Annotated in this window: 26 protein-coding genes; 9 read left to right on the top strand and 17 right to left on the bottom strand. The window is 63.1% G+C overall.

Translation table 11 applies throughout. From position 1 onward, the window contains the following. Window positions 1-22: 22 nt before the first annotated feature. From NCT03_RS17905 to NCT03_RS17895, 3 genes are all read right to left on the bottom strand, one after another. Window positions 23-952 carry a cation diffusion facilitator family transporter gene (locus NCT03_RS17905; protein ID WP_250466898.1) on the bottom strand — a complete coding sequence of 310 codons (930 nt, stop codon included), beginning with the start codon at window positions 950-952 and terminating at the stop codon, window positions 23-25. Between the two features lie 51 nt (window positions 953-1,003). Next, window positions 1,004-2,068, bottom strand: a complete 1,065-nt coding sequence (gene selD, locus NCT03_RS17900) for a selenide, water dikinase SelD (protein ID WP_250493325.1) — start codon at window positions 2,066-2,068, stop codon at window positions 1,004-1,006. A 63-nt stretch (window positions 2,069-2,131) separates the two neighbouring features. Next, the gene (locus NCT03_RS17895; RefSeq protein ID WP_250493324.1) at window positions 2,132-2,692 is read right to left on the bottom strand and encodes a putative glycolipid-binding domain-containing protein; all 561 of its coding nucleotides are present in this window, start codon (window positions 2,690-2,692) and stop codon (window positions 2,132-2,134) included. 259 nt (window positions 2,693-2,951) lie between these two features. On the opposite strand from NCT03_RS17895, the gene NCT03_RS17890 reads away from it, so the two are divergent. Beyond that, the gene (locus NCT03_RS17890) at window positions 2,952-3,377 is read left to right on the top strand and encodes a BspC domain-containing protein (RefSeq protein ID WP_250493323.1); all 426 of its coding nucleotides are present in this window, start codon (window positions 2,952-2,954) and stop codon (window positions 3,375-3,377) included. Window positions 3,378-3,393: 16 nt separating this feature from the next. Here the strand turns inward: NCT03_RS17890 and NCT03_RS17885 are convergent, their stop codons facing one another. Beyond that, complete coding sequence (locus NCT03_RS17885) at window positions 3,394-3,918, bottom strand: RrF2 family transcriptional regulator (protein ID WP_250493322.1); 525 nt, start codon at window positions 3,916-3,918, stop codon at window positions 3,394-3,396. 398 nt (window positions 3,919-4,316) lie between these two features. Between NCT03_RS17885 and NCT03_RS17880 the strand changes: the two genes are divergently transcribed. Beyond that, entirely contained in the window at window positions 4,317-4,532 is a 216-nt protein-coding gene (locus tag NCT03_RS17880; RefSeq protein WP_404989445.1) for a hypothetical protein, read from the top strand. Between the two features lie 69 nt (window positions 4,533-4,601). Here the strand turns inward: NCT03_RS17880 and NCT03_RS17875 are convergent, their stop codons facing one another. The 5 genes from NCT03_RS17875 to NCT03_RS17855 form a co-directional block, all read right to left on the bottom strand. Then, window positions 4,602-5,360, bottom strand: coding sequence for an anti-sigma factor family protein (locus NCT03_RS17875; RefSeq protein ID WP_250493321.1), 759 nt, complete (start codon window positions 5,358-5,360; stop codon window positions 4,602-4,604). Next, the gene (locus tag NCT03_RS17870) at window positions 5,357-5,875 is read right to left on the bottom strand and encodes a sigma-70 family RNA polymerase sigma factor (protein ID WP_250466889.1); all 519 of its coding nucleotides are present in this window, start codon (window positions 5,873-5,875) and stop codon (window positions 5,357-5,359) included. The genes NCT03_RS17875 and NCT03_RS17870 overlap by 4 nt, the downstream gene beginning before the upstream one ends. A 25-nt stretch (window positions 5,876-5,900) precedes the next feature. Further along, window positions 5,901-6,053 (bottom strand): hypothetical protein, encoded by a 153-nt coding sequence (locus tag NCT03_RS17865; protein ID WP_250493320.1) that lies wholly within the window; start codon window positions 6,051-6,053, stop codon window positions 5,901-5,903. Between the two features lie 71 nt (window positions 6,054-6,124). Next, window positions 6,125-6,496: a COG4315 family predicted lipoprotein gene (locus NCT03_RS17860; RefSeq protein WP_250493319.1), complete on the bottom strand. Its 372-nt coding sequence runs from the start codon at window positions 6,494-6,496 to the stop codon at window positions 6,125-6,127. Between the two features lie 144 nt (window positions 6,497-6,640). Then, window positions 6,641-7,636, bottom strand: coding sequence for an AraC family transcriptional regulator (locus NCT03_RS17855; protein WP_250493318.1), 996 nt, complete (start codon window positions 7,634-7,636; stop codon window positions 6,641-6,643). Between the two features lie 233 nt (window positions 7,637-7,869). Here NCT03_RS17855 and NCT03_RS17850 point away from each other — a divergent pair, with 233 nt between their 5' ends. Continuing rightward, window positions 7,870-8,910 (top strand): aldo/keto reductase, encoded by a 1,041-nt coding sequence (locus NCT03_RS17850; protein ID WP_250466886.1) that lies wholly within the window; start codon window positions 7,870-7,872, stop codon window positions 8,908-8,910. Window positions 8,911-8,919: 9 nt separating this feature from the next. Here the strand turns inward: NCT03_RS17850 and NCT03_RS17845 are convergent, their stop codons facing one another. Then, window positions 8,920-9,786 (bottom strand): glucose 1-dehydrogenase, encoded by an 867-nt coding sequence (locus NCT03_RS17845; RefSeq protein ID WP_250493317.1) that lies wholly within the window; start codon window positions 9,784-9,786, stop codon window positions 8,920-8,922. A gap of 187 nt (window positions 9,787-9,973) precedes the next feature. Between NCT03_RS17845 and NCT03_RS17840 the strand changes: the two genes are divergently transcribed. Next, entirely contained in the window at window positions 9,974-11,155 is a 1,182-nt protein-coding gene (locus tag NCT03_RS17840; protein WP_250493316.1) for a 4-hydroxybenzoate 3-monooxygenase, read from the top strand. A 100-nt stretch (window positions 11,156-11,255) separates the two neighbouring features. Here the strand turns inward: NCT03_RS17840 and NCT03_RS17835 are convergent, their stop codons facing one another. After that, entirely contained in the window at window positions 11,256-13,448 is a 2,193-nt protein-coding gene (locus NCT03_RS17835) for an amylo-alpha-1,6-glucosidase (RefSeq protein WP_250493361.1), read from the bottom strand. Between the two features lie 229 nt (window positions 13,449-13,677). On the opposite strand from NCT03_RS17835, the gene NCT03_RS17830 reads away from it, so the two are divergent. Together NCT03_RS17830 and NCT03_RS17825 are read left to right on the top strand one after the other, a co-directional pair. Then, on the top strand, window positions 13,678-14,472 hold the full coding sequence (locus NCT03_RS17830) for a sulfite exporter TauE/SafE family protein (protein WP_250493315.1): 795 nt from the start codon (window positions 13,678-13,680) through the stop codon (window positions 14,470-14,472). A 258-nt stretch (window positions 14,473-14,730) separates the two neighbouring features. Continuing rightward, window positions 14,731-16,428, top strand: a complete 1,698-nt coding sequence (locus tag NCT03_RS17825; RefSeq protein ID WP_250493314.1) for an acid phosphatase — start codon at window positions 14,731-14,733, stop codon at window positions 16,426-16,428. A gap of 281 nt (window positions 16,429-16,709) precedes the next feature. On the opposite strand, the gene NCT03_RS17820 is transcribed toward NCT03_RS17825, so the two are convergent. Then, entirely contained in the window at window positions 16,710-17,105 is a 396-nt protein-coding gene (locus NCT03_RS17820; protein ID WP_250466877.1) for a RidA family protein, read from the bottom strand. 32 nt (window positions 17,106-17,137) lie between these two features. Then, window positions 17,138-18,037: a LysR substrate-binding domain-containing protein gene (locus tag NCT03_RS17815; RefSeq protein ID WP_250493313.1), complete on the bottom strand. Its 900-nt coding sequence runs from the start codon at window positions 18,035-18,037 to the stop codon at window positions 17,138-17,140. A gap of 150 nt (window positions 18,038-18,187) precedes the next feature. Here NCT03_RS17815 and NCT03_RS17810 point away from each other — a divergent pair, with 150 nt between their 5' ends. Then, on the top strand, window positions 18,188-19,084 hold the full coding sequence (locus NCT03_RS17810) for an NAD-dependent epimerase/dehydratase family protein (RefSeq protein ID WP_250493312.1): 897 nt from the start codon (window positions 18,188-18,190) through the stop codon (window positions 19,082-19,084). A 126-nt stretch (window positions 19,085-19,210) separates the two neighbouring features. Here NCT03_RS17810 and NCT03_RS17805 read toward each other — a convergent pair whose 3' ends face one another. The 3 genes from NCT03_RS17805 to NCT03_RS17795 all read right to left on the bottom strand — a co-directional run bounded on the left by NCT03_RS17805 (window position 19,211) and on the right by NCT03_RS17795 (window position 24,802). Next, window positions 19,211-20,308: a malate/lactate/ureidoglycolate dehydrogenase gene (locus tag NCT03_RS17805; RefSeq protein WP_244828300.1), complete on the bottom strand. Its 1,098-nt coding sequence runs from the start codon at window positions 20,306-20,308 to the stop codon at window positions 19,211-19,213. A 184-nt stretch (window positions 20,309-20,492) separates the two neighbouring features. Next, window positions 20,493-21,962 carry a M20 family metallopeptidase gene (locus NCT03_RS17800; RefSeq protein WP_244828301.1) on the bottom strand — a complete coding sequence of 490 codons (1,470 nt, stop codon included), beginning with the start codon at window positions 21,960-21,962 and terminating at the stop codon, window positions 20,493-20,495. Window positions 21,963-22,072: 110 nt separating this feature from the next. After that, on the bottom strand, window positions 22,073-24,802 hold the full coding sequence (locus NCT03_RS17795; protein WP_250493311.1) for a penicillin acylase family protein: 2,730 nt from the start codon (window positions 24,800-24,802) through the stop codon (window positions 22,073-22,075). A 204-nt stretch (window positions 24,803-25,006) separates the two neighbouring features. Here NCT03_RS17795 and NCT03_RS17790 point away from each other — a divergent pair, with 204 nt between their 5' ends. Both NCT03_RS17790 and NCT03_RS17785 read left to right on the top strand, forming a co-directional pair. Beyond that, window positions 25,007-25,177 (top strand): oxidoreductase-like domain-containing protein, encoded by a 171-nt coding sequence (locus tag NCT03_RS17790; protein ID WP_250493310.1) that lies wholly within the window; start codon window positions 25,007-25,009, stop codon window positions 25,175-25,177. A 250-nt stretch (window positions 25,178-25,427) separates the two neighbouring features. Beyond that, complete coding sequence (locus tag NCT03_RS17785) at window positions 25,428-25,937, top strand: DUF1993 domain-containing protein (RefSeq protein WP_250466872.1); 510 nt, start codon at window positions 25,428-25,430, stop codon at window positions 25,935-25,937. Here the strand turns inward: NCT03_RS17785 and NCT03_RS17780 are convergent. Next, window positions 25,930-26,313, bottom strand: a complete 384-nt coding sequence (locus NCT03_RS17780) for a VOC family protein (RefSeq protein ID WP_250466870.1) — start codon at window positions 26,311-26,313, stop codon at window positions 25,930-25,932. The two genes, NCT03_RS17785 and NCT03_RS17780, sit on opposite strands and share 8 nt — an antisense overlap. Between the last annotated feature and the right edge of the window lie 53 nt (window positions 26,314-26,366).

Here is a 26,366-nt window from a genome sequence, read left to right as displayed (position 1 = left end):
GCCGGACGACGGACGACATGTTTCAAGCCGCGGCGGCGGGCTTGCTGGCTTCGCGCGGCACGTCCGGTTCGAAGAACACCCAGCGCACCTGCGGAAAGGCTTGCTGCAAATCTTCCTCGACGATGTTGATTGCATCGATCATCGCGCGGCCGCTGGCATAGTCGATCATCTCGGCTTGCACGGCGACAACGACATCCTTGCCCCACTGAAGCGTGATCAAGCTGATGATGCGCGTGATCTCGGGCCGCGCGCGCAAATGCGCGTCGATGGCCTTGCGCACTTCGGGACTGGCCGATTCACCGACGATCATCGACTTCACTTCGCGCGCGACGAGAAACGCAATCAGCATCAGCAACACGCCCACGCCGACCGAGCCCGCCGCGTCCCATGCGGGGTTGCCGGTGATCATCGTCATGAGCACGGCAGCGAACGCGATGGCGAGACCCGCGAGCGCGGCCACATCCTCGCCTGCGACAACCAGCAACTCCGACTCGCGCGTCTCGCGGAACCAGCGCCACATGGTCTTGTTGCCCGCCGTCTTGCGAATCTCGCGCACCGCGCCCGCCAGTGAAAACGCTTCGAGCACGACCGAGATGCCGAGAATGACAAGCGCGACGATCGGGTTCGTTAGCGGCTCATGATGCATCAGACGATGCGTGCCTTCGTACACCGAAAACGCGCCGCCGACGAAGAAGAGCAACAGCGCCACGATCAGCGCATAGAAGTAAATCTCGCGCCCCGAGCCGAGCGGATGCAGCGCGTTGGCGGGCGCCTGCGCGCGCTTGAGCCCGAGGAGCAGCAGCAACTGATTGCCGCAATCGGCCGTGGAGTGAATGGCTTCGGCGAACATGGAGCCTGAGCCAGTGAAAGCAGCCGCGCCGAACTTGCATACGGCGATGCCGAAGTTGGCGGCGAGCGCATAGAGAATCGCTTTCGGAGATTCTTCCTTCATGTGCGAGTGATGTCCCGGTGGATGCTAAGAGCTGGGTTACGCGGATGCGTCTCAGGCCACTTCGATACGGCCCGCGCCGTCCACCATCTCGCCGATCACGGCGGCGTCGGAGAAGCCATCCGCGCGGAAGATCGCGAGCACGTCGTTCACGGCTTCAGGCGCGCACGAAACGAGCAGGCCGCCCGAAGTCTGCGGATCGGTAAGCAAGTTGCGAGCCTCGTCCTGAGGCGCGTCGAGGGATGCGGCAAGCGATACATCGGCGCCATACGCGTTCCAGTTGCGTCCCGACGCGCCGGTGTAAATGCCCGCGCGCACGAACTCGCGCACCTGTGGCAACCACGGCAGCCTTGCATAGTCGATACGTGCGGTAAGTTGCGCGCCGCGTGCGAGTTCGAGCGCGTGGCCGAGCAGGCCGAAGCCCGTCACGTCGGTAAGTGCATGCACGCCATCGAGCAGAGCGAGTTCCGCGCCGGGGCGATTGAGCTTGGTCGTCGCGGCGATCATCGCGGCGTAGCCCGTGGCATCGAGTTGATCTTTCTTCAATGCCGCCGACAGAATGCCAACGCCGAGCGGCTTGCCGAGCACGAGCACGTCGCCCGCGCGCGCTGCCGCGTTGCGCTTGACGCGCGACGGATGCACGATACCGAGCGCGGCGAGCCCGTAGATAGGCTCGACGGAATCGATTGAATGCCCGCCCGCGACGGGAATGCCCGCCTCGGCGCACACCGACTCGCCGCCCTTGAGGACTTGCGCGATCACGTCATGCGGCAACACGTTGATCGGCATGCCGACGAGCGCGAGCGCAAGAATTGGCTTGCCGCCCATGGCGTAGACATCCGAGAGCGCATTGGTCGCGGCGATGCGGCCGAAGTCGAACGGATCGTCGACGATCGGCATGAAGAAGTCGGTCGTCGCAACGATAGCCTGTTCGTCGTTGAGCTTGTAGACGGCGGCATCGTCGGCGGTGTCGTTGCCGACGAGGAGATTGGGGAACGCGGGCAGTGGCGTGCTGCGCTTGAGCAGGTCGGCGAGCACGCCGGGCGCGATTTTGCAGCCGCAGCCGCCGCCGTGCGAGAGGCTGGTCAGGCGGGGTGATGCGCTGGAATGGGCGGTCATCTTGGGTTCATCCGGTAAGTGCGATCGATGCGGCATTATCGCCGCTCGGGAACAAACGCGCGCTCAGGCAGTACGTTTGAATAGCCCCGGATACGCTGTAACGAGCCCGTTCTCATCGACATCGATCTCGGCCGTAAAGCCCGTATCGAGCCCTTCGTAGCGATAGCGGCGCCCATCTTCCAGGCACGTATAAGCCTGCTCGACCGCGCTGACAGTCAACGTCGGCACGTTCACATAAGCGACGCGAATCACGCGCCGCTCACCGCGTTGCAGCTTCAACCGGCGAATGGGCAGCGTGTTCGTGAAAGGCGTCGCGCTCAGGTCGACGTCGATACAACCGCGGAGTTCATCGCGTGCGGAGCCGTTGGCGTTGGTCCATGCGTGTTCGTCTCCGTCGTCTCCATCTGACCGATGCAGATCGAGCGTCGCACCGCCCGGGAGCTTCGCGGCAAGCCGCGTGACCTGCCAGCGCGTATCGCACTCTATGCGATAGACGAGGCCGAACGCGCCCGCCTCGCTTTCGCCAGCGACCACGCTCTCGATCACGATCGGCGACGCTTCATCGTCCAGTACGAGATGTTCCAGTCCTGTGCCGTCCACTTGCGACCATCTCACTGTTTTCATCGCGCGCCTCGTTGTGAGTTCGAAAGCGCAGCATACAACGCAGCCCAAACGCCATCGATTCACCTTCGGCACGCGCCGCACGCTCGACGCGCCGAAACATCACACGGTATACTTCGCGAAATCTCAAAAAGACGCGCCCGATCCGTGCCGACGTTGGCGATGTCGCCCGAGCCCACGTGACACGCGCCAGCGTATTGCCGTTCGTCGCGCAGGCTCGTCTTTGTCCGCCTCTTCGCTCTCGCCGCTCATGACTCATCGCATGAAAACTGCCTTCGTTCCCGCCTTGTTTGCATTGCTCTTGTCCGCGTCGATGTTTCAGATCGCGCAGGCCCAAGAGGCGCCCGATAACGTGACGGAAGACTATTCGTATCTGTCGCGGCTGCATGTGCCGGAGAGCGTCGCGCAATGCGTCGCGGCCTTCGACCGCTGGGTTGCGGACGCGCCGAAGTACGACGCGCTCATCGTGCCCGACCGCCGCGTGTTGTCCGCCAGAATCGACAGCGAAACGCCCGTGTTTAGCGTGGGCAATCCGATTCCAGTCGATCAGGTCATCGTGATGCGCGCGTTCGCCAAGGCGCGCGGCAAGACGAAATGGACGCGCGTGGACAGCCGATGCGGCGTGCGCGACGGGCACGTCGTGGGCGTATCGCTTACGCCGAACATAAAGCCGACCATCGTGCGTTGATTGGCAACCATGCAGACTAGCCTCGCGCGGCGCGTTTGCCCACGTTCTTTCCGCCCAGCCATTTGACGACCTGCGGCCCGAAATTGCGCGGCGCCTTCGCATTCACCCGGCCTGCGAGATCGGACAGCTTGTCCGCGGCCAGCGCTTCGCGCATGCGCTTCTCCGCGTTCTTCATGACGGCGTGAACGGCGCACACGCCGCTCGTCGACCACGGCGGCGCTTCTTCGCCAAACACCGCGCAACGCGCGCGAATCTCGCGACATTCGAAGAGCGGCTTGTCGCCATCGATGGCATGCACGACATCCAGTACGCTGATCTCTCGCGATGGCCGCGCCAGCGAGAAACCACCGCGCGCGCCTTCGGTCGCGGTGACGAGCCCCGCCTTGTGCAGCTTCGTGAACAGCTTCGCCACGAACTCCGCCGGCACGCCTTGCAGTTCCGCCAGATCGCGCACGCTGGCGCCGCTCACACCGTGCGGCGGCTCCGCGAGATAGAGCATGCAGTGCAACGCGTACTCCACGCCCGTGCTGATATGCGCCATGTGTCACTCCGATAAGCGTGATCGTAGTTCAGGATAGTGCCACGCTCGCGGGCCGACAGCGGCAATCTCAAATTTATAAGCGTGCTTCCAAATATTTCAAGCTTCACCTTTGCTTACAAACGAACACGGCTTGTCATTTTACGAACCGCTAAATTGCTCTCATGGACTCACCAAGGAGAAATCCATGAAGAAGCTGGCGATACTTGTAGCACTGGGCGTGGCGCTCGCGGGCTCACTCTCGGGCTGCATCATCCTGCCGGACGGTGGCGGTTACCACCATCATCACGATTACTACCGCTAGAACACCGGCATGACAAAAATCCATAACTACTACCACCGCGCTCGTAGTTACGAAGCGAGCCAACGGAAGACCACGAATACCGAAGGAGCAAATCATGTTGAACAAGACTAAGAAGAGCCTCTTGATCGCGTCCCTTGCAGCGTCGCTTGGCATGGGCATGATGAACGTTGCATCGGCGGACGATCATCGTCCGCATCATGTGGTGAAGGTCGGCTGGCATGGCGAGCGCTACTGGGACGGTCATCGCTACTGGGCGCGTAACGAGTGGGAACGTCACCATCGTCCGCATCACGAAGAGCCGCATCGTTATTGATCGGCTTTAGAAGAAAAAGCCGCAGCGACTCGAAGCGCTGCGGCTTTTTTTGCCTGGTGAGCCTGAGCCTCACCAGTCCTTGGGGTTGCCGCCCAGTTCCTTGCAGGTGTCGTAGGCAATCGCTTGCAGCTTGGCCTCCCCGATCTGCCCCGAGAGCGCATAACCCACGCTGTCCGCGGCCCAGTAATACGTCCTGCGCGGGCCGTCGCGCAGCATCCGGATCTGAGCGTCGTTGCGTCGTACCGTCGCCATGTAAAGCGTGAGACGTTCGCCCGCTGCGTTCTGATACATGAACTGCGCGGCCGGCCCGTCTTCACCGGGCAAGAGCCTGCCCCCCACGAGCTGAAAGCCATACTCGACGAGCGATGGAATCGTCAACGTTCGATTCAACCGCTTCGACAGCCAATTGACGAGATGGTCCTGCTGCGACGCCGCCACTTCCACCGCGTGACGTTGCTCCGGCGCATACACCGCATAGGCAATGTCCGCGCGTTCCGCGAAGCGCGCACGCGGCTCGCCGAACGAAGGCAGCAGCATGTGCATCATGAATCCACACGCGACGCCCACCACGAGAAAGCACGCGGCCAGGAGAAAGCGCTCGCGCTTTCGCGCACGCATGACGACGATCTGCGGCTCGGCCTGCTCCGCCGCGAAGAGCGCGCGCAACGCATTGTCCTGCGCGCGATAGTCGGTCGCAGTCGCCTGCAGCGCGGGGTCATCGGCCAGGCGCGCTTCGATGGCCTTGCGCTCATCGCCGTGAAGCTCGTCGTCGAGCCAGGCAGAGAGCGCCTGAAGGTCGCGATCCGGCGGTCGTTCGTCGTGGGTCATGTCCGGCTCACCACTTTCAGCGACGACGCACGGCGCCCCGGTTCCTCGCCAAGCAGAACGCGCATGTGTTCGCGCGCCCGCGAGAGGCGCGACATCACGGTTCCGGCTGGCACGTTCAAGACCACGGAGGCCTCCTGGTAACTCATTTCCTCGACACACACGAGCAACATGACTTCGCGCTGTTCGACCGGCAGGCAGTAAAGCGCGCGTTGCACGTCGCGCAGCACGAGTCCGTCCACTTCGCCACGCGGCGCGGCCATCTGCCGCCACGGCGCGGTTTCATCGTCGACGGCAATGTCGCGCCGTCCGCGCAACTGGTCGATATACAGGTTGCGCATGATCGTGAACAGCCACGCGCGCAGATTGGTCCCCGCGCGAAACGACCGCATGCGATTCAACGCACGCTCGGTCGCGTCCTGCACGAGATCGTCGGCCCAGGCGCGGTCGCCCGTCAACGCGCGCGCATAGCGGCGCAATTGCGGAAGATGCGCGAGGAGATCGCTCTCGAAACTCACGGCCGTAGATCCGGACGATTCGGCATCAGTAGCTGCCCTTCATGACCGGATCGGCGGCGCCGGCTCCCGCATTACCCGCCGTACCCGAAGCACCCGCCGTGCCGCTCGCGCAGCCGCTCGACGCCAGCGCGCAGACGAGCGCAGCCAGGAGCAACGCTGCTCCGGACAGTCGTTTCATGTTCGTGTCCCGTCAGAAAGAAGACTCGCGGGCTCGCCGGTTTATTCCCGCGAGCCCGCTCGCAGAAAAGCTTACGGCTTTACGACGTGCCAGACATCCTTGAAGTTGTCGCCGCTTTTATCGCCGGGCTTGGTGTCCTTGGCAAAGCGGTACACGCGCTTGCCGTCGTACGCCCATTGCTTGCCGCCGTCGGCGGCTTCGGTGGTCCACTTGCCGCTCGGCTGATCCGAGGCGCCCGCCATCGCGGCGGGCCACGCCTGCGCGCAGCCGCCGGAGCAGGCGCTCGCGCCGCCCTTGGTGTCTTTGTCGAAGGTGTAGAGCGTCATGCCGTTGTCATCGACGAACATGCCGTTCGATTCTTTCGGCGCCGCGGCGAACGCGGGCGATGCCAGACACGCCGCCGCAACCGCGGCCGTGACGATCGTGAGGATGCGCTTCTTCATTTCATCTTCCTTATTGGAGAAGTATCCGTAGAACGTTCGGCAGCGCTGCGCTATTCCGCGGACGATGAAATAAACCGATGCGGCAGCGCCGTCGCATCGCCATGCGGCAAGCTTTGTTCGACCGTGCGGCGCGCTTCGCTTCGTTCAGGCGCCGGTTGCGGCGGCATCGCGCCAGCGCCGCGTGTCGCGCAGCGGCGGCGCGCCGAAAAGGCGGCTGTACTCGCGGCTGAACTGCGACGCGCTTTCGTAACCGACGCGATGCGCGGCCGTCGCGGCATCGGCGATATCGAGCAGCATCAGACGCCGCGCTTCCTGCAGGCGCAACTGCTTCTGATACTGCAGCGGACTCATCGCCGTCACGGCCTTGAAATGATGATGCAGCGAGGACACGCTCATATGCACGTCCCGCGCGATATCTTCGACGCGCAAAGGTTGATCGAAGTTCTGACGCAGCAGAAGAATGGCCTTCGCGATGCGCTGCGTCTGGCTGTCCTGCAAGGCGATCTGGCGTAGCCGCGCGCCGGAACCGTTCATCAGCAGCCGATACAGAATCTCGCGCTTCACCAGCGGCGCGAGAATGGGCACGTCGTCCGGCGTGTCGATGAGGCGCAAAAGGCGCAGCACCGCGTCGAGCATGGAATTGCCGAGTCGATTCACATACACGCCGCGCGTGGCGTCCGACTGCGTGACGGGCGGCAGATGCTGGTCCTGAATCAGCGACGTGATCTCTTCGACATCGAGATCGAGCCGCATGCCGAGATAGGGCTCCGTTTCGCTTGCCACCGTCACTTGCCCGATCACTGGCAGATCCACCGACGAAACGAGGTAATGCATGGGGTCGTAGACGTAGACGTCGTCGCCAACCATGATGCGCTTCGTGCCTTGCGCGATCAGCGCGAGCGCGGGCGTTTGAATACCCGGCTTCGGCCCGCCCGGATTCATGATGCGGTGCACGAAGACGCCTGGCACACAGGTTTCGATGGAACCCTCGCAGCCCGCCGTCAAGCGGTCGAGTAGCGAGACGAGTTCGAGACGCGCCTGATCCAGCGCGGGATCGAGCATCTGATTGTTATTGCGCATCTCTCTGGGATGCTCATGCGGATCTTTGTCGGCGAGGCCGGGTGTGTCGTTCAGCGCCATGATTTTCCGAGGAATTTAGCGTTCGAAGGAGTCTCGTTAGCTTACTCGCGCGGGCGCGGTTGTGCTTAGGGTCGCGCGCCCGCTTTGCAGGAATTGGCAAGGATTCGACAGGATCAGGCTATGACACGCAAGAGGCGCGGGAAGATACTGCATTGCCGGCGCGACGCGTCGACCGGTCGAAACATCGACACTTCGCGCCTTCCGATCACCGCATCGTTACTCTGGAGCCTTCCATGCGCTACAGGAAATTCGGCAATACCGGCCTATTCGTCTCCGAACTGTGCCTCGGCACCATGACCTTCGGCGGAGGCGGCGGCGGCATCTGGGACAACATCGGTCAGCTTCAGCAGGCGGACGCCGACAAGCTCGTCGGCCGCTCGCTCGACGCGGGCATCAATTTCATCGATACCGCCGATGTCTATGCCGACGGCCAGTCCGAAATCATCACGGGCCAGGCGTTGAAGAATCTCAAGGTGCCGCGCGAGAACGTGGTCGTCGCGACCAAGATTCTGGGCGAGGCGGGAACCAAGAGCGTGAATTCGCGCGGCGCGTCGCGCTTTCATATCATCGATGGCGTGAAGGCGAGTCTCAAGCGGCTGCAACTCGATCACGTCGATCTGTATCAGATTCACGGATTCGATCCCGCCACGCCAATCGAGGAAACACTGCGCGCGCTCGACAATCTGGTGCAGCACGGCCACGTGCGCTACATCGGCGTGTCGAACTGGGCCGCGTGGCAGATTGCCAAGGCGCTTGGCATTTCGGAGCGTCTGGGCCTGGCGCGTTTCGAGTCGTTGCAGGCGTATTACACGATCGCCGGGCGCGACCTGGAGCGCGAACTCGTCCCGTTGCTGCAAAGCGAGAACGTCGGCTTGATGGTGTGGAGTCCGCTCGCGGGCGGCCTCTTGTCGGGCAAGTACACGCGCGAAGGCGGCAAGGAAGAAGGCGGCCGCCGCACGAAGTTCGATTTTCCGCCCGTGAACGTGGACCGCGCGTATGACTGTATCGACGTAATGCGTCGTGTCGCCGAAGCCAAGGGCGTTTCGGTGGCGCAGATCGCGCTTGCCTGGTTGTTGCACCAGAAGGTGGTGACGAGCGTGATCGTCGGGGCGAAACGTATCGAGCAACTCGATGACAACATCGCGGCGACCAAGGTAACGCTCAACGCCGACGAACTCGCCGCGCTCGACGAAGTGAGCCAGCTTCCCGCCGAATATCCCGGCTGGATGCTGACGCGGCAGGGCGAGTATCGTCGCAAGCAGTTGAGCGAGTGATGCGCGGCTTTAAATGATCGGCTTGCCGCCCGTCACCGCGACGGTGGCGCCCGAAATGTAGCTCGCCTCGTCCGAGGCGAGCAGCACGTAAGCGGCGGCCAGTTCGGCAGGCTGGCCGGCGCGTTTCAAGGGCACTTGCGAGCCGAAATTCTTGACCTTCTCGACGGGCATCGTCGAAGGAATCAATGGCGTCCAGATCGGTCCCGGCGCCACGCAATTCGCACGAATACCGCGCTCGGCCAACAATTGCGCGAGGCCGCCCGTGAAGTTCTGGATCGCCCCCTTCGTACTCGCATACGCGATCAAACCGGGATTCGGCGCGTCCGCATTCACCGACGTCGTGTTGATGATCGCCGCGCCCTCCTTCAGATGCGGTAGCGCCGCCTTGGTGATGCGAAACATCGCGCCGATGTTGGTCGAGTAGGTCTTGTCCCACTCGTCGTCGCTGATGTCTTCGAGGCCGTCGTAGGTCATCTGGTAAGCGGCGTTGTTTACCAGCACTTCGAGATGGCCGAACGTCTCCACCGTCTTCGCGACGAGTTCTCGGCAATGCGCGCGGTCGGTGATGTCGCCGGGCAATAGCAGCGCCTTTTGTCCCGCTTCTTCCACCCAGCGGGCCGTCTCCTTGGCGTCGTCGTGTTCGTCGAGATAAGAGATCGCCACGTCTGCGCCTTCGCGCGCGAATGCAATCGCCACCGCCCGCCCGATGCCGCTATCGCCGCCTGTGATGAGCGCAGTCTTGCCGGCAAGTTTGCCGCTACCTTTGTAACTCTCCTCGCCGTGGTCGGGCTGCGGATCGAGCGGCTTGGTTAATCCGGGACGACGTTCCTGCTGCTGTTCAGGAAACGGCGGCTTGGGGTAATTCTTCGCGCTCATCTGTTCTCTCCATTCGATTGCGTGCTCGGGATTTACCCTGAGTCAGCAAGGGATGGACCCGTGATCGCGGCATTTTCAGGCCTTTATCTCGAAATGGGATAGGCGCTATGCTCCGTATCGCGTTGCGACATACCGAGGCTGCAACGAGACTGTACGCACTACATCTCGACGCAATCACGGAGACATCATGCGTACTCAAGTCGGCATCGTCGGTGCGGGCCCGGCCGGGCTTCTGCTTTCCCATCTTCTGCATTTGCGCGGCATCGAGTCGGTCGTACTCGAAGCGCGCGGTCAGCAGGACATCGAATCGACCATTCGTGCGGGCGTCCTCGAACAAGGCACGATGGATTTGCTCAATCAGGCGGGAGTCGGCGCGCGCATGCAGGCCGAAGGCGCATTGCATCACGGTTTCGAACTGGCGTTCGAGGGACAGCGGCGCCGTATCGCCTTGACAGAACTGACGGGCCATTCGATCACGGTCTACGCGCAGCATGAAGTCATCAAGGATCTGGTCGCGGCGCGCCTTGCGGCGAACGGTGCGCTCAAGTTCAACGTGTCGAACGTGAGCTTGCACGATTTCGCGGAGAACAGCGACGGCAAGCCGCGCATCGAGTACACGCATGAAGGGCGCGCCGAAACGCTGGAGTGCGATTTCATCGTCGGCTGCGATGGCTCGCAGGGCGTCTCGCGCCCGTGCATTCCGGAAGCGGTGCGGCAGGACTATCAGCGGGTGTATCCGTTCGGCTGGTTCGGCATTCTGGTCGAAGCGCCGCCCTCGTCCGACGAACTCATCTACGCGCGCCACGACCGCGGCTTCGCGCTCATCAGCACGCGCTCGCCCGGCGTGCAGCGCATGTATTTCCAGTGCGATCCGAAAGAGTCCGTCGATGCCTGGTCCGACGACCGCATCTGGGCCGAACTGCACGCACGCGTCGATACCCACGATGGCTGGCAGATCACGGAAGGGAAGATTTTTCAGAAGAACATCGTCGGTATGCGCAGCTTCGTATCCACGCCGATGCAGTCAGGCAAGCTCTTCCTCGCCGGCGACGCGGCGCATATCGTGCCGCCGACGGGCGCGAAGGGCTTGAATCTCGCGGTGTCGGACGTGCGGGTGCTCAATGCCGCCCTCGTCGATTTCTATAAAGAAGGCAAAAGCGACAAGCTCGCGCAATATACCGAGACCGCGCTCAAGCGCGTGTGGCGCGCGGAGCATTTCTCGTGGTGGATGACGCGCATGCTGCACAAGCTCGACGATACGTCGCCCTTCGAGCAACGCCTGCAGGTCGCGGAGCTGGAGCATGTGACCACTTCGCATGCGGCGGCAACGGCGCTGGCCGAGAACTACGTGGGCAGCGTGGCGGTTTGATTTCCGCGCGTTAAGTTCGAGCGGATAGACGGCGCAGCTTGCGAGGTCATTTCCCGAAACCTCGCAAGCAACGCTTCCCACGCGTTGCGCGTTTCTTCGCTCAAAGCACCGCGACGACCCGCGCATCCCCTTCCACCGACGGCACCACTTGGCCGCCCACGCGCCGGAACGTGATCGTCACGTTCTTGTCGCCGAGACGCAGATCGCCGATCTCCAGCCAGTCGATGCCTTCCGGCAACTGCGGCCGGTCGATGCGTATCTCGTCGTTGATCGCGTCCATCGTCACGCCGAGACACGCTTCGAGGACCATGAACGGCGCGCCCGCGGCCCACGCCTGCGGCAGACACGCCACCGGATAAGCGATCGGCCGTTCGCCGCGCTGACGCGTGAAGCCGCAAAACAGCTCGGGCAAACGCATGTCGAACGTGACGGCCGCCTCGAACAAAGCCTGCAGCAGACCAACCGCCGCGCCACGCTCGCCGTAACGCGCAAGGCCACGCGCGCATAACGCCGTATCGTGCGGCCAGACCGAGCCATTGTGGTACGACATCGGATTGAAACGCGGCTGCCCGGCGGCGAGCGTACGCACGCCCCAGCCGGTGTGGAACAAGGTGGATTCGAGCTGACGCGCGACCTTCTCGCCGCGCTCGCGCTCGACCAGATCGAACGCGAGCAGATGCCCCGCATTCGATGACAACACCCTGCACAAGTCGCCACGCCCGTCGAGCGCTATGCCGTAGAAGTCCATCTCCGGCATCCAGTACATTGCTTCCACGCGCTCGCGGATATGGCGCGCGCGCCGCTCGAACTCGTCCGCACGTTCGTGTTCGCCGCGTTCGCGACCAAGCCGCGCCATCGTCGAGAATGCCGTCGATGCGTATGCCTGCACTTCCACCAGCGCAATCGGTCCGATGGGAAATTTACCGTCCGCATGGAACACGGAGTCCTGACTATCTTTCCAGCCCTGGTTGGCGAGTCCATGCTCGGACGCGCGCTGATAGTCGAGCAAGCCGTGCGGATTCTTGTCGCAATGACGCGCGACCCAGTCCGCCGCGAGTTGCAACGCGGGCCAGATTTCGTCGATCAGCGCCTGATCGCCGGTGCGCTCCGCATACGCGCCCGCGAGCACGATGAAAAGCGGCGTGCTGTCGACGCCACCGTAATAAAGCGCGAATGGCACCTCGCCGGTCGCGGCCATCTCGCTCTTGCGCGTCTCGTGCATGATCTTGCCGATTTCCGCGTCGCGGAACGCCGAGTCCTCGCGCGCCTGATGAGCCGCGAGAAAGCGCAGCACGCCGCGCGCGAGCGTGGGATGCAGCCACAGCATTTGCAACGACGTGATGATCGCGTCACGCCCGAACGCGGTGGAGAACCACGGGATGCCCGCATACGGATACGGGCCGGTTTCGAGATCGGTGGTGAGAAGCCCGAGGTCGGCCAGCGACCGGTCGATCCATTCGCTGAAGAGCGGATTGCTCGAACGCACGCGCGCACTGGCGCGACGCCGGTCCCGCATACGCCGATGCGCCTCGACGAGCGCTTCGCGGATAGCCGGACGGCCCGATTCGGGCGCACACTCGGCGGCTTCGGCGGCGTTGCGCTTACTCTCTTCGCTGGCGTCGCTGAGCGCGTGTGTCACGGCCGTGACGGAGAGATAGACCGAAATCGCCGTCTCCGATTCGATACGCAGCGCGTAATCGGCGCGCGTCGGCGAGAGCACGTCCGGCGCGGGCGTGAACTGGATGCGCGCGGTGCGTTCCACTTCGTCCAGGCCGATATAGCGCAACACCACCTCGCCATTCTCGACAATGGGCGGCCGCAAAGTGCCGCGCTTCTGGCGCTTCGAGCCACGCACCTCGAACATATCGAGAAAGTCCGCGGCGAACGAAATGGAGATCGGCACCGTGGATGGCTCGGTGCCATAGTTCGTCAGCACGATGCTTTCGTGCAATACGTGCCCGGAAAGCACACGTTTGCGCTCGACGTGGATCACGCCCTCCGGTGTCTGGGCTCCGCCGATGGGCGGCAGCGGCCGGTTGGTCAAGTGCGCGGTGAAGACAGCGTTATCGCTCGATACACTGCCTGAAAGCAGCGACGGCGCGCGTCCACCGAACGTGAGCACCAATTGCGAGAGCACACGGGTATCGTTGACAAACAGGCCGTCGTCGCCGCCACGGATATCGCCGTTGGCGTCGTAGACGGCGAACGTGTTGCCCGATTTCAGGACGAACTGGCGCTCGCTCGGAATGTTGACGTTCTCGGTCGGAATGAAGGCATCGTCCGCGCCGGGCATAGTCGCTTGCGCCTGTTGCTGCTGCTGTTGCGTCTGGTCCTGCGTCTGATCCTTTGTGTCCATTGCGCCTTCCTGAACTGAAAGTAATGTGTAATCACGACGGCTGGCCAGCTCGACCAGACCAATGTTTTTGCAGGGTGCCCGCCGCTCATGCGCAGCAATCGGGCCGCTCACCGGATATCATCGACGGTTTTTCGACCGGACCGAGCCTGACGGGTTCTCCGCATCCATGGCATTTCCGCATATCGACTTACTTTATTCTGCTTCGGGCCTCGGCGTCGGCTTTCTGGTCGGCCTCACGGGCGTGGGCGGCGGTTCACTGATGACGCCGCTGCTCGTGCTGCTCTTCGGGATTCATCCGGCAACGGCAGTCGGCACCGACCTGCTGTACGCCGCCGCGACCAAGACCGCCGGCACGCTCGTACACGGCTTCAAGGGCTCGGTGGACTGGCGCATCACTGGCCGGCTCGCCGCAGGCAGCGTGCCGGCCGCCGCCATCACGCTGTATTTCCTGCACCGGCACGGCATGACTTCACCCGACACGGGCCGCCTGATCCAGTTGATTCTCGGCATCGCGCTGCTCATCACGGCCGTGTCGCTCGTGTTTCGGCCGCAGCTCGCGCGACTGGCCTACCGCAAAGGCCAGGGACGAGCCGAACGCCCTGCCCGCACAACCGCTCTGACCGTGCTGACGGGCGCCATCCTCGGCGTGCTCGTTTCGATCACGTCGGTCGGCGCGGGCGCGATCGGCGTGACGGTTTTGCTGCTGCTTTATCCGCGTCTCGCGACGGTACGCATCGTCGGTTCCGATGTGGCGCATGCGGTGCCGCTTACGCTCATTGCCGGCGCCGGGCACTGGATGCTCGGCTCGGTGGACTGGGCGCTTCTGCTCTCGCTCCTGGTCGGCTCGATTCCCGGCATTGCCATTGGCAGCATGCTTTCCTCGAAAGCGCCCGAAACCGTGCTGCGTTACCTGCTTGCCGCGACGCTGATCCTGGTCGGAGCCAAACTCGTGTTCAGTTGATGTTAGTCACGCGGCCCGGCGGTTTCCAGTCGGCCAAATGACATAGGCGAATACGCAGCCGTTCGCAATCCGCTTTATGCCGTTTGGCCGGGTTTCGCCAAGCGCGCCGATACGGCATCATGCGCTCTCAGTTGGGCCCGCGTCACCGCATTCTTCAGCGGAGAGCGGAAAAGCGTGCGCGCCCTTGGTGCGTGCGGCGTGAAAAGGCGTCGATGCACGGCGCGCGGTGCGTGCGACAAGACCACGAGGAGTCAGGCGATGAACGAGAACGACCATCCGCATCACGAGTTGTCTTCCCTTCCTGAAGCATCGGCGAACGACGCGCCTGTCGATCCGGCGCGGCGCCGCTTGCTCGCGGCCGGCGTCGGACTCGCCGGTTTATCGCTGGGCGGCTGCAATCTTTTCGAGCAGAAGCCTGCCACACCAAAAACAGCGGCTGATGTCGCGCTCGACCGCACGCTCACGGCGAACGTGCGGCAGATCGTCGTGATCTACGCGGAAAACCGCAGTTTCACGAATCTGTACGGGAATTTTCCGGGCGTGCAGTATCCGCTGTCGGCGGTGTCGGCGTCGCGCTTCACGCAGCTCGACCGCGATGGCGTCACGCCCATGCCCACACTGCCGAAAATCTGGGGCGGGCTCGTGCCGCAGGCGCAGGAAGTGGATGGCACGCGCTACGCCATCACCGAGCAGCAGATTTCCGGCCTCAAGAACTCGCCTTTCCGGATCATGGACGCGAACGGCGCGCCGCTTCCCAATTCGGTCATTACACGCGACCTCGTGCATCGTTTCTATCAGAACCAGATGCAGATCAACGCGGGCCGCAATAACCAGTTCGCCGCGTGGGGCGACTCGGGTGGCCTCGTCATGGGCCATTACCAGAATTCGCCCGATACGCTCAGGCTCTGGGGCCTCGCGCAGCAATACACGCTATGCGACAACTTCTTCATGTCGGCATTCGGCGGCTCGTGGCTGAACCATATCTTCCTGATCTCGGCGCAAGCGCCCTTTTATCCCGATGTGCACAACACTCCGGCGGCGCGATTGCTCGCCGTCGTGGATGGCGACGATCCGACCACGCCGCGCCTGAAACTGGCGCCGGATTCGCCGAAATCCGCGCTCGAAGGGCCGCCCAAATTCGTTCGCGATGGCGCCCTCACCGCGGACGGCTATGCGGTCAACACGATGTTCCCGCCGTACCAGCCGAGCAACGTGCGTCCCGCGCCCGGCGGCGATAGCTTCACCGCCGATCCTTCGAATCCGCTCGTGCTGCCGCCGCAGACTTACGCGACCATCGGCGACCGGCTTTCGGCCAAGGGCGTCAACTGGGCGTGGTACAGCGGCGCGTGGCAGTACGCGCTCGATCATCGGGACACGGGTTCGGTGCCGGACTTCCAGTACCACCATCAGCCGTTCAACTACTTTCGCAATTTCGCGCCGGGCACGGCTGCACGCGCCCGGCATTTGCGCGATGCGGGTCTCGGCGACGATTCATCCACGAACAAGCTGCTCGCGGACATCGATGCCGGACGCCTGCCTTCCGTCACGTTCTACAAGCCGCAGGGCAATCTCAACATGCACGCGGGCTATGCGGATGTTGCTTCGGGCGACCGGCATATCGCCAATGTCATCGAGCATATTCAGCGCGGACCGCAATGGGCGAACACGGTGATCGTCGTCACGGTCGATGAAAACGGCGGGTGGTGGGATCACGTCTCGCCGCCCAAGGGCGATCGCTGGGGGCCGGGTTCGCGCATTCCGGCACTGGTGATTTCGCCGTACGCGAAAAAGGGATATGTCGATCACACGGTCTACGACACCAACTCGATTCTTCGCTTCATCTCGCGCGTGCACGATCTCGAACCGCTCGATGGCGTGGCGTCGCGAGATCGGGCGTTTGCGGCGAACGGGGAGAAGCCGCTCGGCGACTTGACGGGGGCGCTGGATTTGGCCTGACAACACTCGCGTGCCGACGGCCGGACGGAACTTCGCATCACGCGAGGGATTACGCGTCCGGTCGAAGCCCTCCGGTATCCGACAAAATATCGGACTCGGCGTAAAGCGCGCGAGGCAGCGAGCCGCCGGGAACTGCGTTGCGCGACGCAAGCCGATGCGCCCGGAGCCGTTCCGGATTCAACAAAAATGCCGTAACTCGCGCGGCGACGGCCGACTCGCATTTCAAAGGTCACGCGCGAAACTTAACACCCGTGGAAAGCCGCGATGATCCCAAGCCAAAATCATCGTCCGTCTTCCACCCACGCCCGCGCCGATATCTCGACCAAATATCCATAATGCAACGCGCCAACCGGCACGACGGCGCGCGCCGGCTTCCAGTCGCCGAAGAAGCGCGTGTAAATTTCGTTGAACGTCTTCCAGTGATCGACGCCAACGAGATACACCGTCACCTCCATGCAATCCTCGATGCGCGCGCCCGCCGCTTCCAGCACGGTCCGCAGATTGGCAAGCGTCTGCTCGGCCTGCTCCTCGAACGGCCGGTCCCCGGTATGCGTGCCGTCGGGGCGCATTGGCAACTGGCCCGAAACGCAGACGAGATTGCCCACGCGCGTTGCGTGGCTGTAGTGACCGGCGGGAACCGGAAGTTCGGGTGCGTTGATGGTCTTGATCGTAGGCATGGTCATGGTCGAGTGATTATCAAAGCTTGATTTCAAAGCGTGAGCCTCGTCGCCAGAAAGTCGAGGAACGCACGCGAGCGCGCGGCCATCGACTCGGTCTGATAGAACACCGCGCTGATCGGTTGACGCACGTCTTCGAGCGCGTCGTCAAGTATCGGACGCAGACGGCCCGCGCGGATATCGGCGGCGGTCATGAATTCGGCGAGGCACGCGATGCCGCCGCCATCGAGCGCCAATTGCCGGATAGTCTCGCCGCTGGACGCCGACACCGCAGGCCGGATCGTCACGAACGGCGCGCCCGGAATATTGCCCGATGCGCGCAACGGCCAGTCATTGAGGCTTTCGGGTGCGGTGAAGCCGATCAGCCGCGCGCGCATGAGTTCATCGACATCACGCGGCTCGCCGTGTTCGGCAAGATAATCCGGACTCGCCAGAACACGCAGCCGGCTGCTGCCGAGCGAGCGCGCGTGCAAGGTCGAATCCTGCAGGACGCCGATGCGAATCGCGATATCGACGCGCTGCTCCATCAGATCGACGATGCGCTCGTTGCTCGTCAGTTCCAGCGTGATGTCCGGATAAAGCGCGGCGAACGCCTTCACATTCGGCACGATGCAGTGAAGCACGAACGGCGACGCCGCATCCACACGCAGGCGCCCGGCCGGACGCTCGTGCCGGCGCGAGATCGCTTCCTCGGCGTCATCCATCGCGGCGAGAATGGCGCGAGCGCGCGTCAGAAACAGCTCGCCTTCCTCGGTGAGTTGAAGACGGCGCGTCGTGCGGCGCACGAGGGTCGTGTCGAGCTTCTTTTCCAGGCGCGTCAGCGTGCGGCTCACGCCGGATACGGTTTGCTGAAGCGTTTCGGCGGCGGCGGTCATCGAACCACTGTCTATGACGGTCACGAAAACCTGCAGTTCGTCGGTATTGGTCTTCATGCGGGCGCGATGCGGATCGATTGTTGATTTCAAGTCAAGTTTGATTTGAGACTAGCATCGTTTTTGCGAAAGTCGAAACGGGACATACTCTCTGCATCGGTTCAAACGAATTCCCGCAAATCGCATTGCATGGGACCACAGGAGCAAAACATGAAGATTTTCATCACAGGCGCAGGCGGCTTTATCGGCGGTTCGATCGCGGCGGGACTCGCGCGCGACGGTCACACGGTGCGCGGCTTGATCCGCCGAGCCGAGCAGAGCGACGCCTTGAAGCAGGCGGGTATCGAGCCCGTCGTCGGCAGTCTCGACGACGCCGCGCTTCTCACCGCCGAAGCCCGTTCTGCCGATGCAGTCATCAACGCGGCCAGCAGCGATCATCGCGGCGCGGTCGAAACCCTGATCGCCGCGCTCGAAGGCTCCGACAAACCGTTCCTGCATACGAGCGGATCGAGCATTGTCGGCGATGCGTCGGGCGGCGAAGCATCGGACAACATCTACACCGAAGAGAATCTGCCGGAACCGACCGCCGACAAGGCGCCGCGCGTGGCCATCGACAAGCTCGTGCTGGGCGCCGCCAAGCGTGGCGTGCGCTCTGCCGTGCTGTGCAACACGCTGATCTACGGTCACGGCGCCATTCCGAACACCGCAAGCGTGCAACTGCCGCGACTCGAACGTCAGGCGCAGAAGAGCGGCATCGTGCGTCATGTCGGACGCGGGCTGAACATCTGGTCGAACGTGCATATCGACGATGTCGTCGATGCTTATCGACGCGCACTCGACAAGACGCCGGCCGGCACGTTCTATTTCATCGAAAGCGGCGAGGCGCAATATCGCGACATGACCACCGCCATGGCGCGCGCGATGCAATTGCGCGGCCCCGAAGACTGGCCGCTCGAAGATGCCGTCAAGGAATGGGGTTATGAGATGGCCAACTACGGGCTTGGCTCCAACAGCCGCGTCAGAGGCAAGCGCGTGCGCTTCCTGCTGGGCTGGGAGCCGAAGCGGACCTCGGTCATTGACTGGATCGAGAAAGAAATGGTGCGGTGAATGGTGTCGCTTCGGCTCTGAAAGTCGCGCCGTTATTCCGCGACTGAGGCCAAAAGCAATCTGCCATCGAGCAAAACAAAGCGCGAAGGGCAAACTGGCTTGACCAATTTGCCCTTCGGTTTCACGTTACTTCAACGCGCCCGCGAACTTCTCGATTTCCGTCTCCGCCATCCCCGACTTCACAGCCGATTCGCGAATCTGCCGCCACGTAGTCGGGTCGACCGGCACGCCGTTCGAATTGCGCTCGGCGCGGCGCGCTTCCTCCGGTTCGCCGGGCGCGTGAATCGCATCGGTGCCAGCGGCTTTCGGCGAAGCCTTCATCCATTCGAGGAACGCTTCCGCTTCGGCCTCTGCGGCCGGGGCATCGAACGCGTTCGGGTCTAGAATCACCGAAGTCATGCAATTGATGATCGCGCTCGACTTCTCCAGCGTGCTCTCATGCGTGGTATATCCGCCCGAAAGCGCGCCGCCGAAAATCTCGCAGAGCGCGGCAAGCCCCGAGCCCTTGTGCAGACCGAATGCGGTCAGCGAGCCGAACGGCTCTTCATGCATCACTTTCGGTTCGAGCGTCGGCACGCCTGCGTGGTCGAGCAACATGCCCGGCGCGACCTGCACGCCCTTGTTGTAGGCCACGCGCGTCTTGCCGTAAGCAATGCCCGCTGTCGCGAAATCCAGCACCAGCGGCTTCTTGCCTTTACGCGGATACGCCGCGCAAAAAGGGTTCGTGCCGAAGCGCCGGTCGATACCGCCGAACGGCGCCACCAGCGGATCGCCCGCTACGTTCACGAAGTGAAACGACACGAGCCCCGCCTTCGCGCATTGCTCCGCCCAGTGTCCGATCCGGCCGATGTGATGCGCGTTGCGCAAGCCGACCGCGCACACGCCGAACTTCTTCGCGCGCTCGATGCCGAATTCCATCGCCTCGTAGGCAACCACTTGACCGAAGCCCTTGCGACCATCGACGGTGATGACGGCGCCCGCATCGCGAACGATTTCAGCATGCGTGTTGAGCTTGAGTTGGCCATCCGCGAGGGAGGACGTATAGCGCGGAATCATGCCGACGCCATGCGAATCATGCCCCGAGAGATTCGACATCACGAGATGGTCCGCCACCAGTTCGGCCTCGCGCGGCGCGCTGCCGGCGCTTTCCCAGATGGCGCGCACATAGGCGTGTAGGGTATCGGCGGCGATGCGCAGTTCGGGGGATTTTTGGGTATCGTTCATCGCGATGTCTGTCTCCTGTTTGTGAAGTGCATGGCCCGGCCGCAATGCCGCACGGCGGGCGAGGGCCTATTACTTTACCCATGATCAACTGGCCTTACCAGTTCGTTTTGAAGAATTCGCTGAAAAGGCCCGAAAAAAAGCCCGCGCGAAGCGGGCGATTTCTGATTCCGGAAGACGCGTTGAATCAGGGCGCAGCAGCGATTACTTCCGCCACCGCCGCCGTCAGTTTCCTTGCGTAGGGAACGTGCAGGAATTCGTTCGGCCCGTGCGCGTTGGACTTCGGGCCGAGCACGCCGCACACCATGAACTGCGAGCGCGGAAAGCCTTCCTTCAACGTGTTCATGAGCGGAATGGTGCCGCCCTGCCCCATGTATGCGACATCCGCGCCAAAGTAGCGACGCGATGCATCGTTCAACGACGTCCCCAGCCAGGGCGCAAGCTCGGGCGCGCTCCAGCCAGTTGCCGCGCCGGCTTCAGCCTTGAACGTGACCTTGGCGTTGTAAGGCGGATCGAGTTCCAGCAGCGACTTCAACTGACCGACCGCTTCGGCGGCTTCGACAAGCGGCGGCAGGCGCAGCGACAGCTTGAACGCGGTGCGCGGCGCGAGCACGTTGCCGGCGTCGGCGAGTGACGGCAGGCCGGCGGCCCCCGTGACCGTCAGCGACGGACGCCACGTCGAATTGATGAGCGCTTCTTGCGGGTCGGTAGTGGTCGGCAACACACTGCCGCCGTCCTGGCCACAACTCCACGGCAGTTTCTTCCAGACATCGTCGCCGAGAATGCGGGCGGTCGCTTCAGCCTCGCGCAGACGTTGCGCGGGAATCGAGCAATGAAAGTCCTTCGGGAGCAGGTTGCCGGTGGCCGCGTCTTCGAGCCGCTCGAACAGTTGCCGCATGATGCGAAAGGTCGATGGCGCGATGCCGCCGTAGCCGCCCGAATGCAGGCCTTCCTCGAGCACCTGGATTTCGAGGTCGCCCGAGACTAGACCGCGCAGCGAAGTCGTAAGCCACAACTGGTCGTAGTTGCCCGCGCCGGAGTCCAGGCAGATCACGAGGCCGACATCGCCCAGGCGTTCGCGGAGCGCGTCGATATACGGCAGCAAGTCGTAGCTGCCCGATTCCTCGCACGTCTCGATGATGCCGACGCAGCGCGGCCGCTCCACGCCTTGGGCGTCGAGCGCGGCGAGCGCCGTGATGCTGGCGTAGGTCGCGTAGCCGTCGTCCGCACCGCCCCGGCCGTAGAGCCGGCCGTCCTCGAACTTCGGCGTCCACGGGCCGAGATCATTGCGCCAGCCTTCGAATTCAGGCTGCTTGTCCAAGTGGCCATACAGCACGACGGTTTCGGTGCTGCCCGAACGCGTTGCGGGCGCTTCGAAGAAGATCACGGGCGTGCGTTCAGGCAGACGCACGATCTCGACTTTCAGGCCCGTAACGCGCTGCGCCTTCACCCAGTCCACCGCGTCCGTCACTACCCGTTCGATGAAACCGTTCCGCGCCCAGTCCGCGTCGAACATCGGGCTTTTCGCGGGCACCGCGATGTAGTCGGTCAGCGCGGGCACGATCTCATCGTTCCATTTCTGGTCGACGAAACGCTGCAGTTCCGTCGAATCGAGCCGTACCGCTTCTTCGTGTTGCGTATTGTCGCCGTTAGTCATGAGCGTGTGTCCAGGCGGGCAAAACCTTCATCATAGACGGGTTTCGCGGCCCTTTTGCGCCCATGCCTTTGATCGTGCGGCAATCATGCAATTTTTTTCAATATGTATGATCAATAGCGCGTTCCCGTGATCACGGTGCGCGAAACGGCTGGATCGGCTTCGATCGCCTGATCGGTGAACGGAAAGCGCGCCCACTGTTTTGCCGAGAAAAGACGCGTGGCATCGGCCGAGTGCGGCGAAGCGGGATCGTCGGACTCGGAATGCGACAGCAGCGTGTCGGCCTCCACGCCGCCCGGGCCATCGGCCGCAAACGAGACGACTTGTACGTAGCTGTCGCCCTGACCGTTCGCGTCCATCGGATACCCCTTCGCGTCCAGCGGACGCCGCGCGCATACCACCGTAAAGTAGCCCGCTTCGTCGCAACCGCCGTAGAGCGGCACGCGTTCGCCCGCGCGCGTGGTATACAAAATGTCGCCGCGCCGCGAATCGAGCGCGAAACCGTTCAGCCGGAGCGCGAGCGCCGCGCCGCCGAGCGCCTGTCGCAGATCCTGTACGACGGCGGGATTGTCGATGTTGAAGCCGCTCGGCGTATCGAGCGGCTTGTCGGGGCTGAAGGGCGTCGCGTAGAGGCGCTCGGGCGCGAGGCGCGTCACGCGTTGCCAGAACTCGTCCCAGAGGTTCGCGCCGCGTGCATCGATATCCGATGAACCGTTCCAGCTGCGCAGCACTTCGCATGCATCATGCAAAGCGTATTGCGCGTCGTTGCCGTTGCACACGGCATCGAGCAGCGGTTGGCGATACAGTCTCTCCGACATCGAGCCGGTAGCCAGCACCGCGGTTTCCAGCGCGTCTCGCGTGATGCCGCCCGGCTCGCGCTGCAGCCGCGCCGCGAGCAGATGGCCGTAACGCGTGCGCAGCGACTGCTCGTAACGCGTCGCTCCGGCCACGCGCGCAAGGCCCGTGAGCGGCGCGTTCGCGTTGGTGAGCCAGTAGCTGTCGTTGAAGTTGCCGACGTAATCGCCGCGCACGACGCTCGCCATTTGCGCGACCGGCAGCGCGCCCTGCTGCACGCTCGATCCATCCGCGCGCCACGCGCAGGCGCTCTTCGAACCGTCGAGGAACGGCACGCCCGGCATACGGCTCGCGAGCGCGCGGCCGGCGGGCGGCGTGCATGCATCGGCGATCGCGTCGGGCACGTCGGGGATCGCGCCGATGTCGGCGAACCAGACGCGCGCGTCGTTGCGGCCGATCGCGAGCGTGTTGGCCCACGGCATCGCCGCATAGCGCTTCTGGATCGCCATGAAATCCTCGAGCGAGCGCGCCTGGTTCCACGCGAAGAAGTTCTGGAAGGCGCGCGCGTTGTCGGCGTTGACATCGGCAAGCGCATAGGCCCGCTGCGTGTTCCATCCAAGTGCCGGCGAGAGCGCGGACAGGTCCATCACCGGACCGAAGCGCGTTCGATACAGCGTGCGCGTGACGGATTCGATCGTGCCATCGGCGCGAAGCGCGCGGACGGTGAGCGGCACGGGCGTCATCGGCTGGCTTCGACCATCGAACATGTAATGCGTGGGATCGGCGGGATCGAGCGTCAACTGGAAGATGCCGAAGCGGCGCGCGCTCGATACGGTATGCGTCCACGCGATGTTCTCGTTGAAGCCGAGCACGATGAGCGGCACGCCGAGAAACGACACGCCGGCCACATTCACGCGTCCGGGGATGGTCAGTTGCGCCTGATAGAAGCGGTCCGGGCCGCGCCAGAACCAGTGCGGATTGCCGAAGAGGATGCTGCGTTGGTCGCTCGTTACCGGCGCGCCGAATGCGAGTGCATTGCTGCCGATGCCGGGGTTTTCGCCGATGGGATAGCGCAGGGCATCGAGCGGGTTGTCGGCGTAGAGCGGAGTGCCGAATGCGGGTGCTTGATTGCCGAGGCCGGGATTGTCACCGGCGGAATAGCCCGAAAAATCGTGCAATTTTGTGGCATGAAGCGGAGTGCCGAATGCTGCGTCATTGCTCATGCCTGGATCTTCGCCGCTGAGATAGCGCGGCAATATTCGCGAACTGGCGGCAGCAAGCAGAGCGCCCTTCTTCGCCGAAAATGGCGTTGGCGCGATTCGCCCGCCGCTTTCATCCAGCGAACCAGCCGATGTACTGCTCGTCGCCGGCGCCGCGTCCGGCGTTGTCTCCCCGCGCGGCGTCGCTCCCGCCTTCGGGGGTTGCGCCGCCGCAATCGCCTGCACGAAGCGCGTCGATCCGCCCGCGAGATTCGCCGCGATCAGCCGACGGTAAATATCGTCCGATGTGATTTTGTCGACCCACGGCTTGCCTTTGCATGCAGCATGCAACTTCGGAAAATTGCCCGCGTTCAAATCGGCGAGATAGCGGTTGTAACCGGAAGCGAAGCCATCGATCAGATCGCGCAGGTCGACGGCTTGCGCCGCGCGATAGCGTTCGACGGCGGCCTGATCGATAACCATGCGGAAGAAGAAATCGGCATCGAGGTTGCGCGGCTGACCGAACGTCGACATCGATGGCGGACGCGCATCCGCGCCGAACGAGGCCGAGCGCTCGCCGCGATAGGTGACGAAGGCATCGGCGAGCGTGCACAGGTTGTCTTCGGCTTGCGCGTAGCCGAAACCGAAGCCGAGACTGCCCCAATCCGCCGCGCGTACGTGCGGGATGCCCGACTCCGTGCGGCGGATCTCCGCGCTATACGCTGTGTTTCCGGCTTGCGTCGATTGCGCGGTTTGCGCCCGCCCCGCATCGGACTGAGGCACGCTGCAGGCGGCCAGCAACACGCTTAGGAGCGCACCAGAAATCGCATGCCTGACGGTCTGGTTCATCGGGAGAATCCTGTGTCCGATCGACGCGGTTTTTAGAATGCCTCGCGCGAAAGTATCGCATTCGACGTTCGCAGGCCGCCGCCAAAATTTAGACGACCGTGCGCTCCTGGGTGACGAAGCATTTCGCATGCGGCATGCGGCATGTTGCATGCAACATGCAACATGCAATGCACAATGACCCGATGAGATTCCCCACAGCGAGAGATGCCCCCTACCAACGACCCGCGCCCCGCGCCGCCCGAACGTCCATTGCCGGAAGACTGCTGCCAAAGCGGCTGCCATCCTTGCGTGTTCGATCTTTATGAAGAAGCGCTGGAGCGCTTTGAAGAACGACTTCGGGAGTGGAACGCGAGACAGGGTGAGGCGTCTGGGTGAGAAGGCGGTTCTGGCGGCGTGGCACGCCGAATCGCCGTTCATGGAAAGCGTCGCAGCCAGCCGTTCGAGCTTTCATGTGCACAACACGACGGACCAAGCCGGCTCGCCGATTCACTTCAGCAGCCCGCACCTCACAGCGCTATGCTTATGCCCCGCCGACATACTCGGCGCGGCGGCCATGATTGAGGCAACTCGAAAACGCCTACCCTAGCCCCACCCGCATCACAAACCAAAAAAGGAGCGCTCTCCCATGTCACTCTCGATGTATCGCGCGTCGATTCCCGTGTTCATTCGCGGACTCGAAGTCTGCGCCAGCCTGCTGGAAAAAGGCGCCGCCTTCGCCGATGAAAAAGGCCTCACCCACGCCGATGTAATCAACGCGCGTCTCGCCCCCGACATGCTGCCGCTCGCCGCGCAGATTCAGCGTGCAAGCGATACGGCCAAGCTTTCCGCCGCGCGTCTTTCAGGCGCGGAAGCTCCGCGTTTCGAAGACAACGAAGACAGCTTTGCCGCTTTACAAGAGCGCATCGCGAAGACCATCGTGTTTCTGAAGAGCATCCAGCAAGAGACACTGGCCGACAGCGAAACGCGCACCGTCACGATGAAGTTTCCCAACTTCGAACCATCGTTTTCGGGCGTCGATTATCTCTTCGGCTTCGGCCTGCCGAATTTCTACTTCCATGTCGTGACGACGCACGACATCCTGCGTCACCTCGGCGCGCCTATCGGCAAGCTGGACTATCTCGGTCCGCTCAAATGAGTTCGGATATCTCGATCAGGTTGTAGTCCGGATCGCGCACATAGACCGAGCGCAATTTTTGCGTCGCGCCGGTTCGTTCGACCGGACCTTCGATGATCGGCACGTTCATCTGCGCGAGCCGTTCGATCACCCGGTCGAGCGGCACGGCGGCGATGAAGCACAGATCGAGCGCGCCCGGCACCGGCAGATGCGCCTTCGGTTCGAATTCGGAACCGCGCACGTGCAGATTGATTTTCTGATTGCCGAAGTGAAACGCGAGACGGTCCGAGCCGAAGCTTTCGAGCTTCATCTGCAGCACATCGACGTAAAAGCGTTTGGTCGCCTCCACGTCGACGCAGGTGAGGACGAGATGGTCGAGATGATCGATGAGAGACATGCCGGACTCCGCGTGTAGGGTCCGGTCATGGTAGACGATGACGCTGAATCGTG

Origin of the sequence: Caballeronia sp. GAWG1-1, assembly GCF_023631465.1 — a bacterium.
Classification (GTDB): Bacteria; Pseudomonadota; Gammaproteobacteria; order Burkholderiales; family Burkholderiaceae; genus Caballeronia.
Note: the sequence above shows the minus strand (reverse complement) of the source record. Positions and strands in the feature narration are given on the sequence as shown.

Bases quoted from the DNA above. Each gene is read 5' to 3' on its own strand.
- NCT03_RS17860 (WP_250493319.1), bottom strand. From the start codon at position 6,496: ATGAAGAAGCGCATCCTCACGATCGTCACGGCCGCGGTTGCGGCGGCG.
- NCT03_RS17800 (WP_244828301.1), bottom strand. From the start codon at position 21,962: ATGACTAACGGCGACAATACGCAACACGAAGAAGCGGTACGGCTCGAT.
- NCT03_RS17845 (WP_250493317.1), bottom strand. From the start codon at position 9,786: ATGAGCGCGAAGAATTACCCCAAGCCGCCGTTTCCTGAACAGCAGCAG.
- NCT03_RS17875 (WP_250493321.1), bottom strand. From the start codon at position 5,360: ATGACCCACGACGAACGACCGCCGGATCGCGACCTTCAGGCGCTCTCT.
- NCT03_RS17790 (WP_250493310.1), top strand. From the start codon at position 25,007: ATGCCCCCTACCAACGACCCGCGCCCCGCGCCGCCCGAACGTCCATTG.
- NCT03_RS17890 (WP_250493323.1), top strand. From the start codon at position 2,952: ATGAAAACTGCCTTCGTTCCCGCCTTGTTTGCATTGCTCTTGTCCGCG.
- NCT03_RS17895 (WP_250493324.1), bottom strand. From the start codon at position 2,692: ATGAAAACAGTGAGATGGTCGCAAGTGGACGGCACAGGACTGGAACAT.
- NCT03_RS17830 (WP_250493315.1), top strand. From the start codon at position 13,678: ATGGCATTTCCGCATATCGACTTACTTTATTCTGCTTCGGGCCTCGGC.
- NCT03_RS17855 (WP_250493318.1), bottom strand. From the start codon at position 7,636: ATGGCGCTGAACGACACACCCGGCCTCGCCGACAAAGATCCGCATGAG.
- NCT03_RS17795 (WP_250493311.1), bottom strand. From the start codon at position 24,802: ATGAACCAGACCGTCAGGCATGCGATTTCTGGTGCGCTCCTAAGCGTG.
- NCT03_RS17885 (WP_250493322.1), bottom strand. From the start codon at position 3,918: ATGGCGCATATCAGCACGGGCGTGGAGTACGCGTTGCACTGCATGCTC.
- NCT03_RS17780 (WP_250466870.1), bottom strand. From the start codon at position 26,313: ATGTCTCTCATCGATCATCTCGACCATCTCGTCCTCACCTGCGTCGAC.
- NCT03_RS17905 (WP_250466898.1), bottom strand. From the start codon at position 952: ATGAAGGAAGAATCTCCGAAAGCGATTCTCTATGCGCTCGCCGCCAAC.
- NCT03_RS17785 (WP_250466872.1), top strand. From the start codon at position 25,428: ATGTCACTCTCGATGTATCGCGCGTCGATTCCCGTGTTCATTCGCGGA.
- selD (WP_250493325.1), bottom strand. From the start codon at position 2,068: ATGACCGCCCATTCCAGCGCATCACCCCGCCTGACCAGCCTCTCGCAC.
- NCT03_RS17835 (WP_250493361.1), bottom strand. From the start codon at position 13,448: ATGCCCGGCGCGGACGATGCCTTCATTCCGACCGAGAACGTCAACATT.
- NCT03_RS17865 (WP_250493320.1), bottom strand. From the start codon at position 6,053: ATGAAACGACTGTCCGGAGCAGCGTTGCTCCTGGCTGCGCTCGTCTGC.
- NCT03_RS17825 (WP_250493314.1), top strand. From the start codon at position 14,731: ATGAACGAGAACGACCATCCGCATCACGAGTTGTCTTCCCTTCCTGAA.
- NCT03_RS17810 (WP_250493312.1), top strand. From the start codon at position 18,188: ATGAAGATTTTCATCACAGGCGCAGGCGGCTTTATCGGCGGTTCGATC.
- NCT03_RS17850 (WP_250466886.1), top strand. From the start codon at position 7,870: ATGCGCTACAGGAAATTCGGCAATACCGGCCTATTCGTCTCCGAACTG.
- NCT03_RS17815 (WP_250493313.1), bottom strand. From the start codon at position 18,037: ATGAAGACCAATACCGACGAACTGCAGGTTTTCGTGACCGTCATAGAC.
- NCT03_RS17820 (WP_250466877.1), bottom strand. From the start codon at position 17,105: ATGCCTACGATCAAGACCATCAACGCACCCGAACTTCCGGTTCCCGCC.
- NCT03_RS17805 (WP_244828300.1), bottom strand. From the start codon at position 20,308: ATGAACGATACCCAAAAATCCCCCGAACTGCGCATCGCCGCCGATACC.
- NCT03_RS17840 (WP_250493316.1), top strand. From the start codon at position 9,974: ATGCGTACTCAAGTCGGCATCGTCGGTGCGGGCCCGGCCGGGCTTCTG.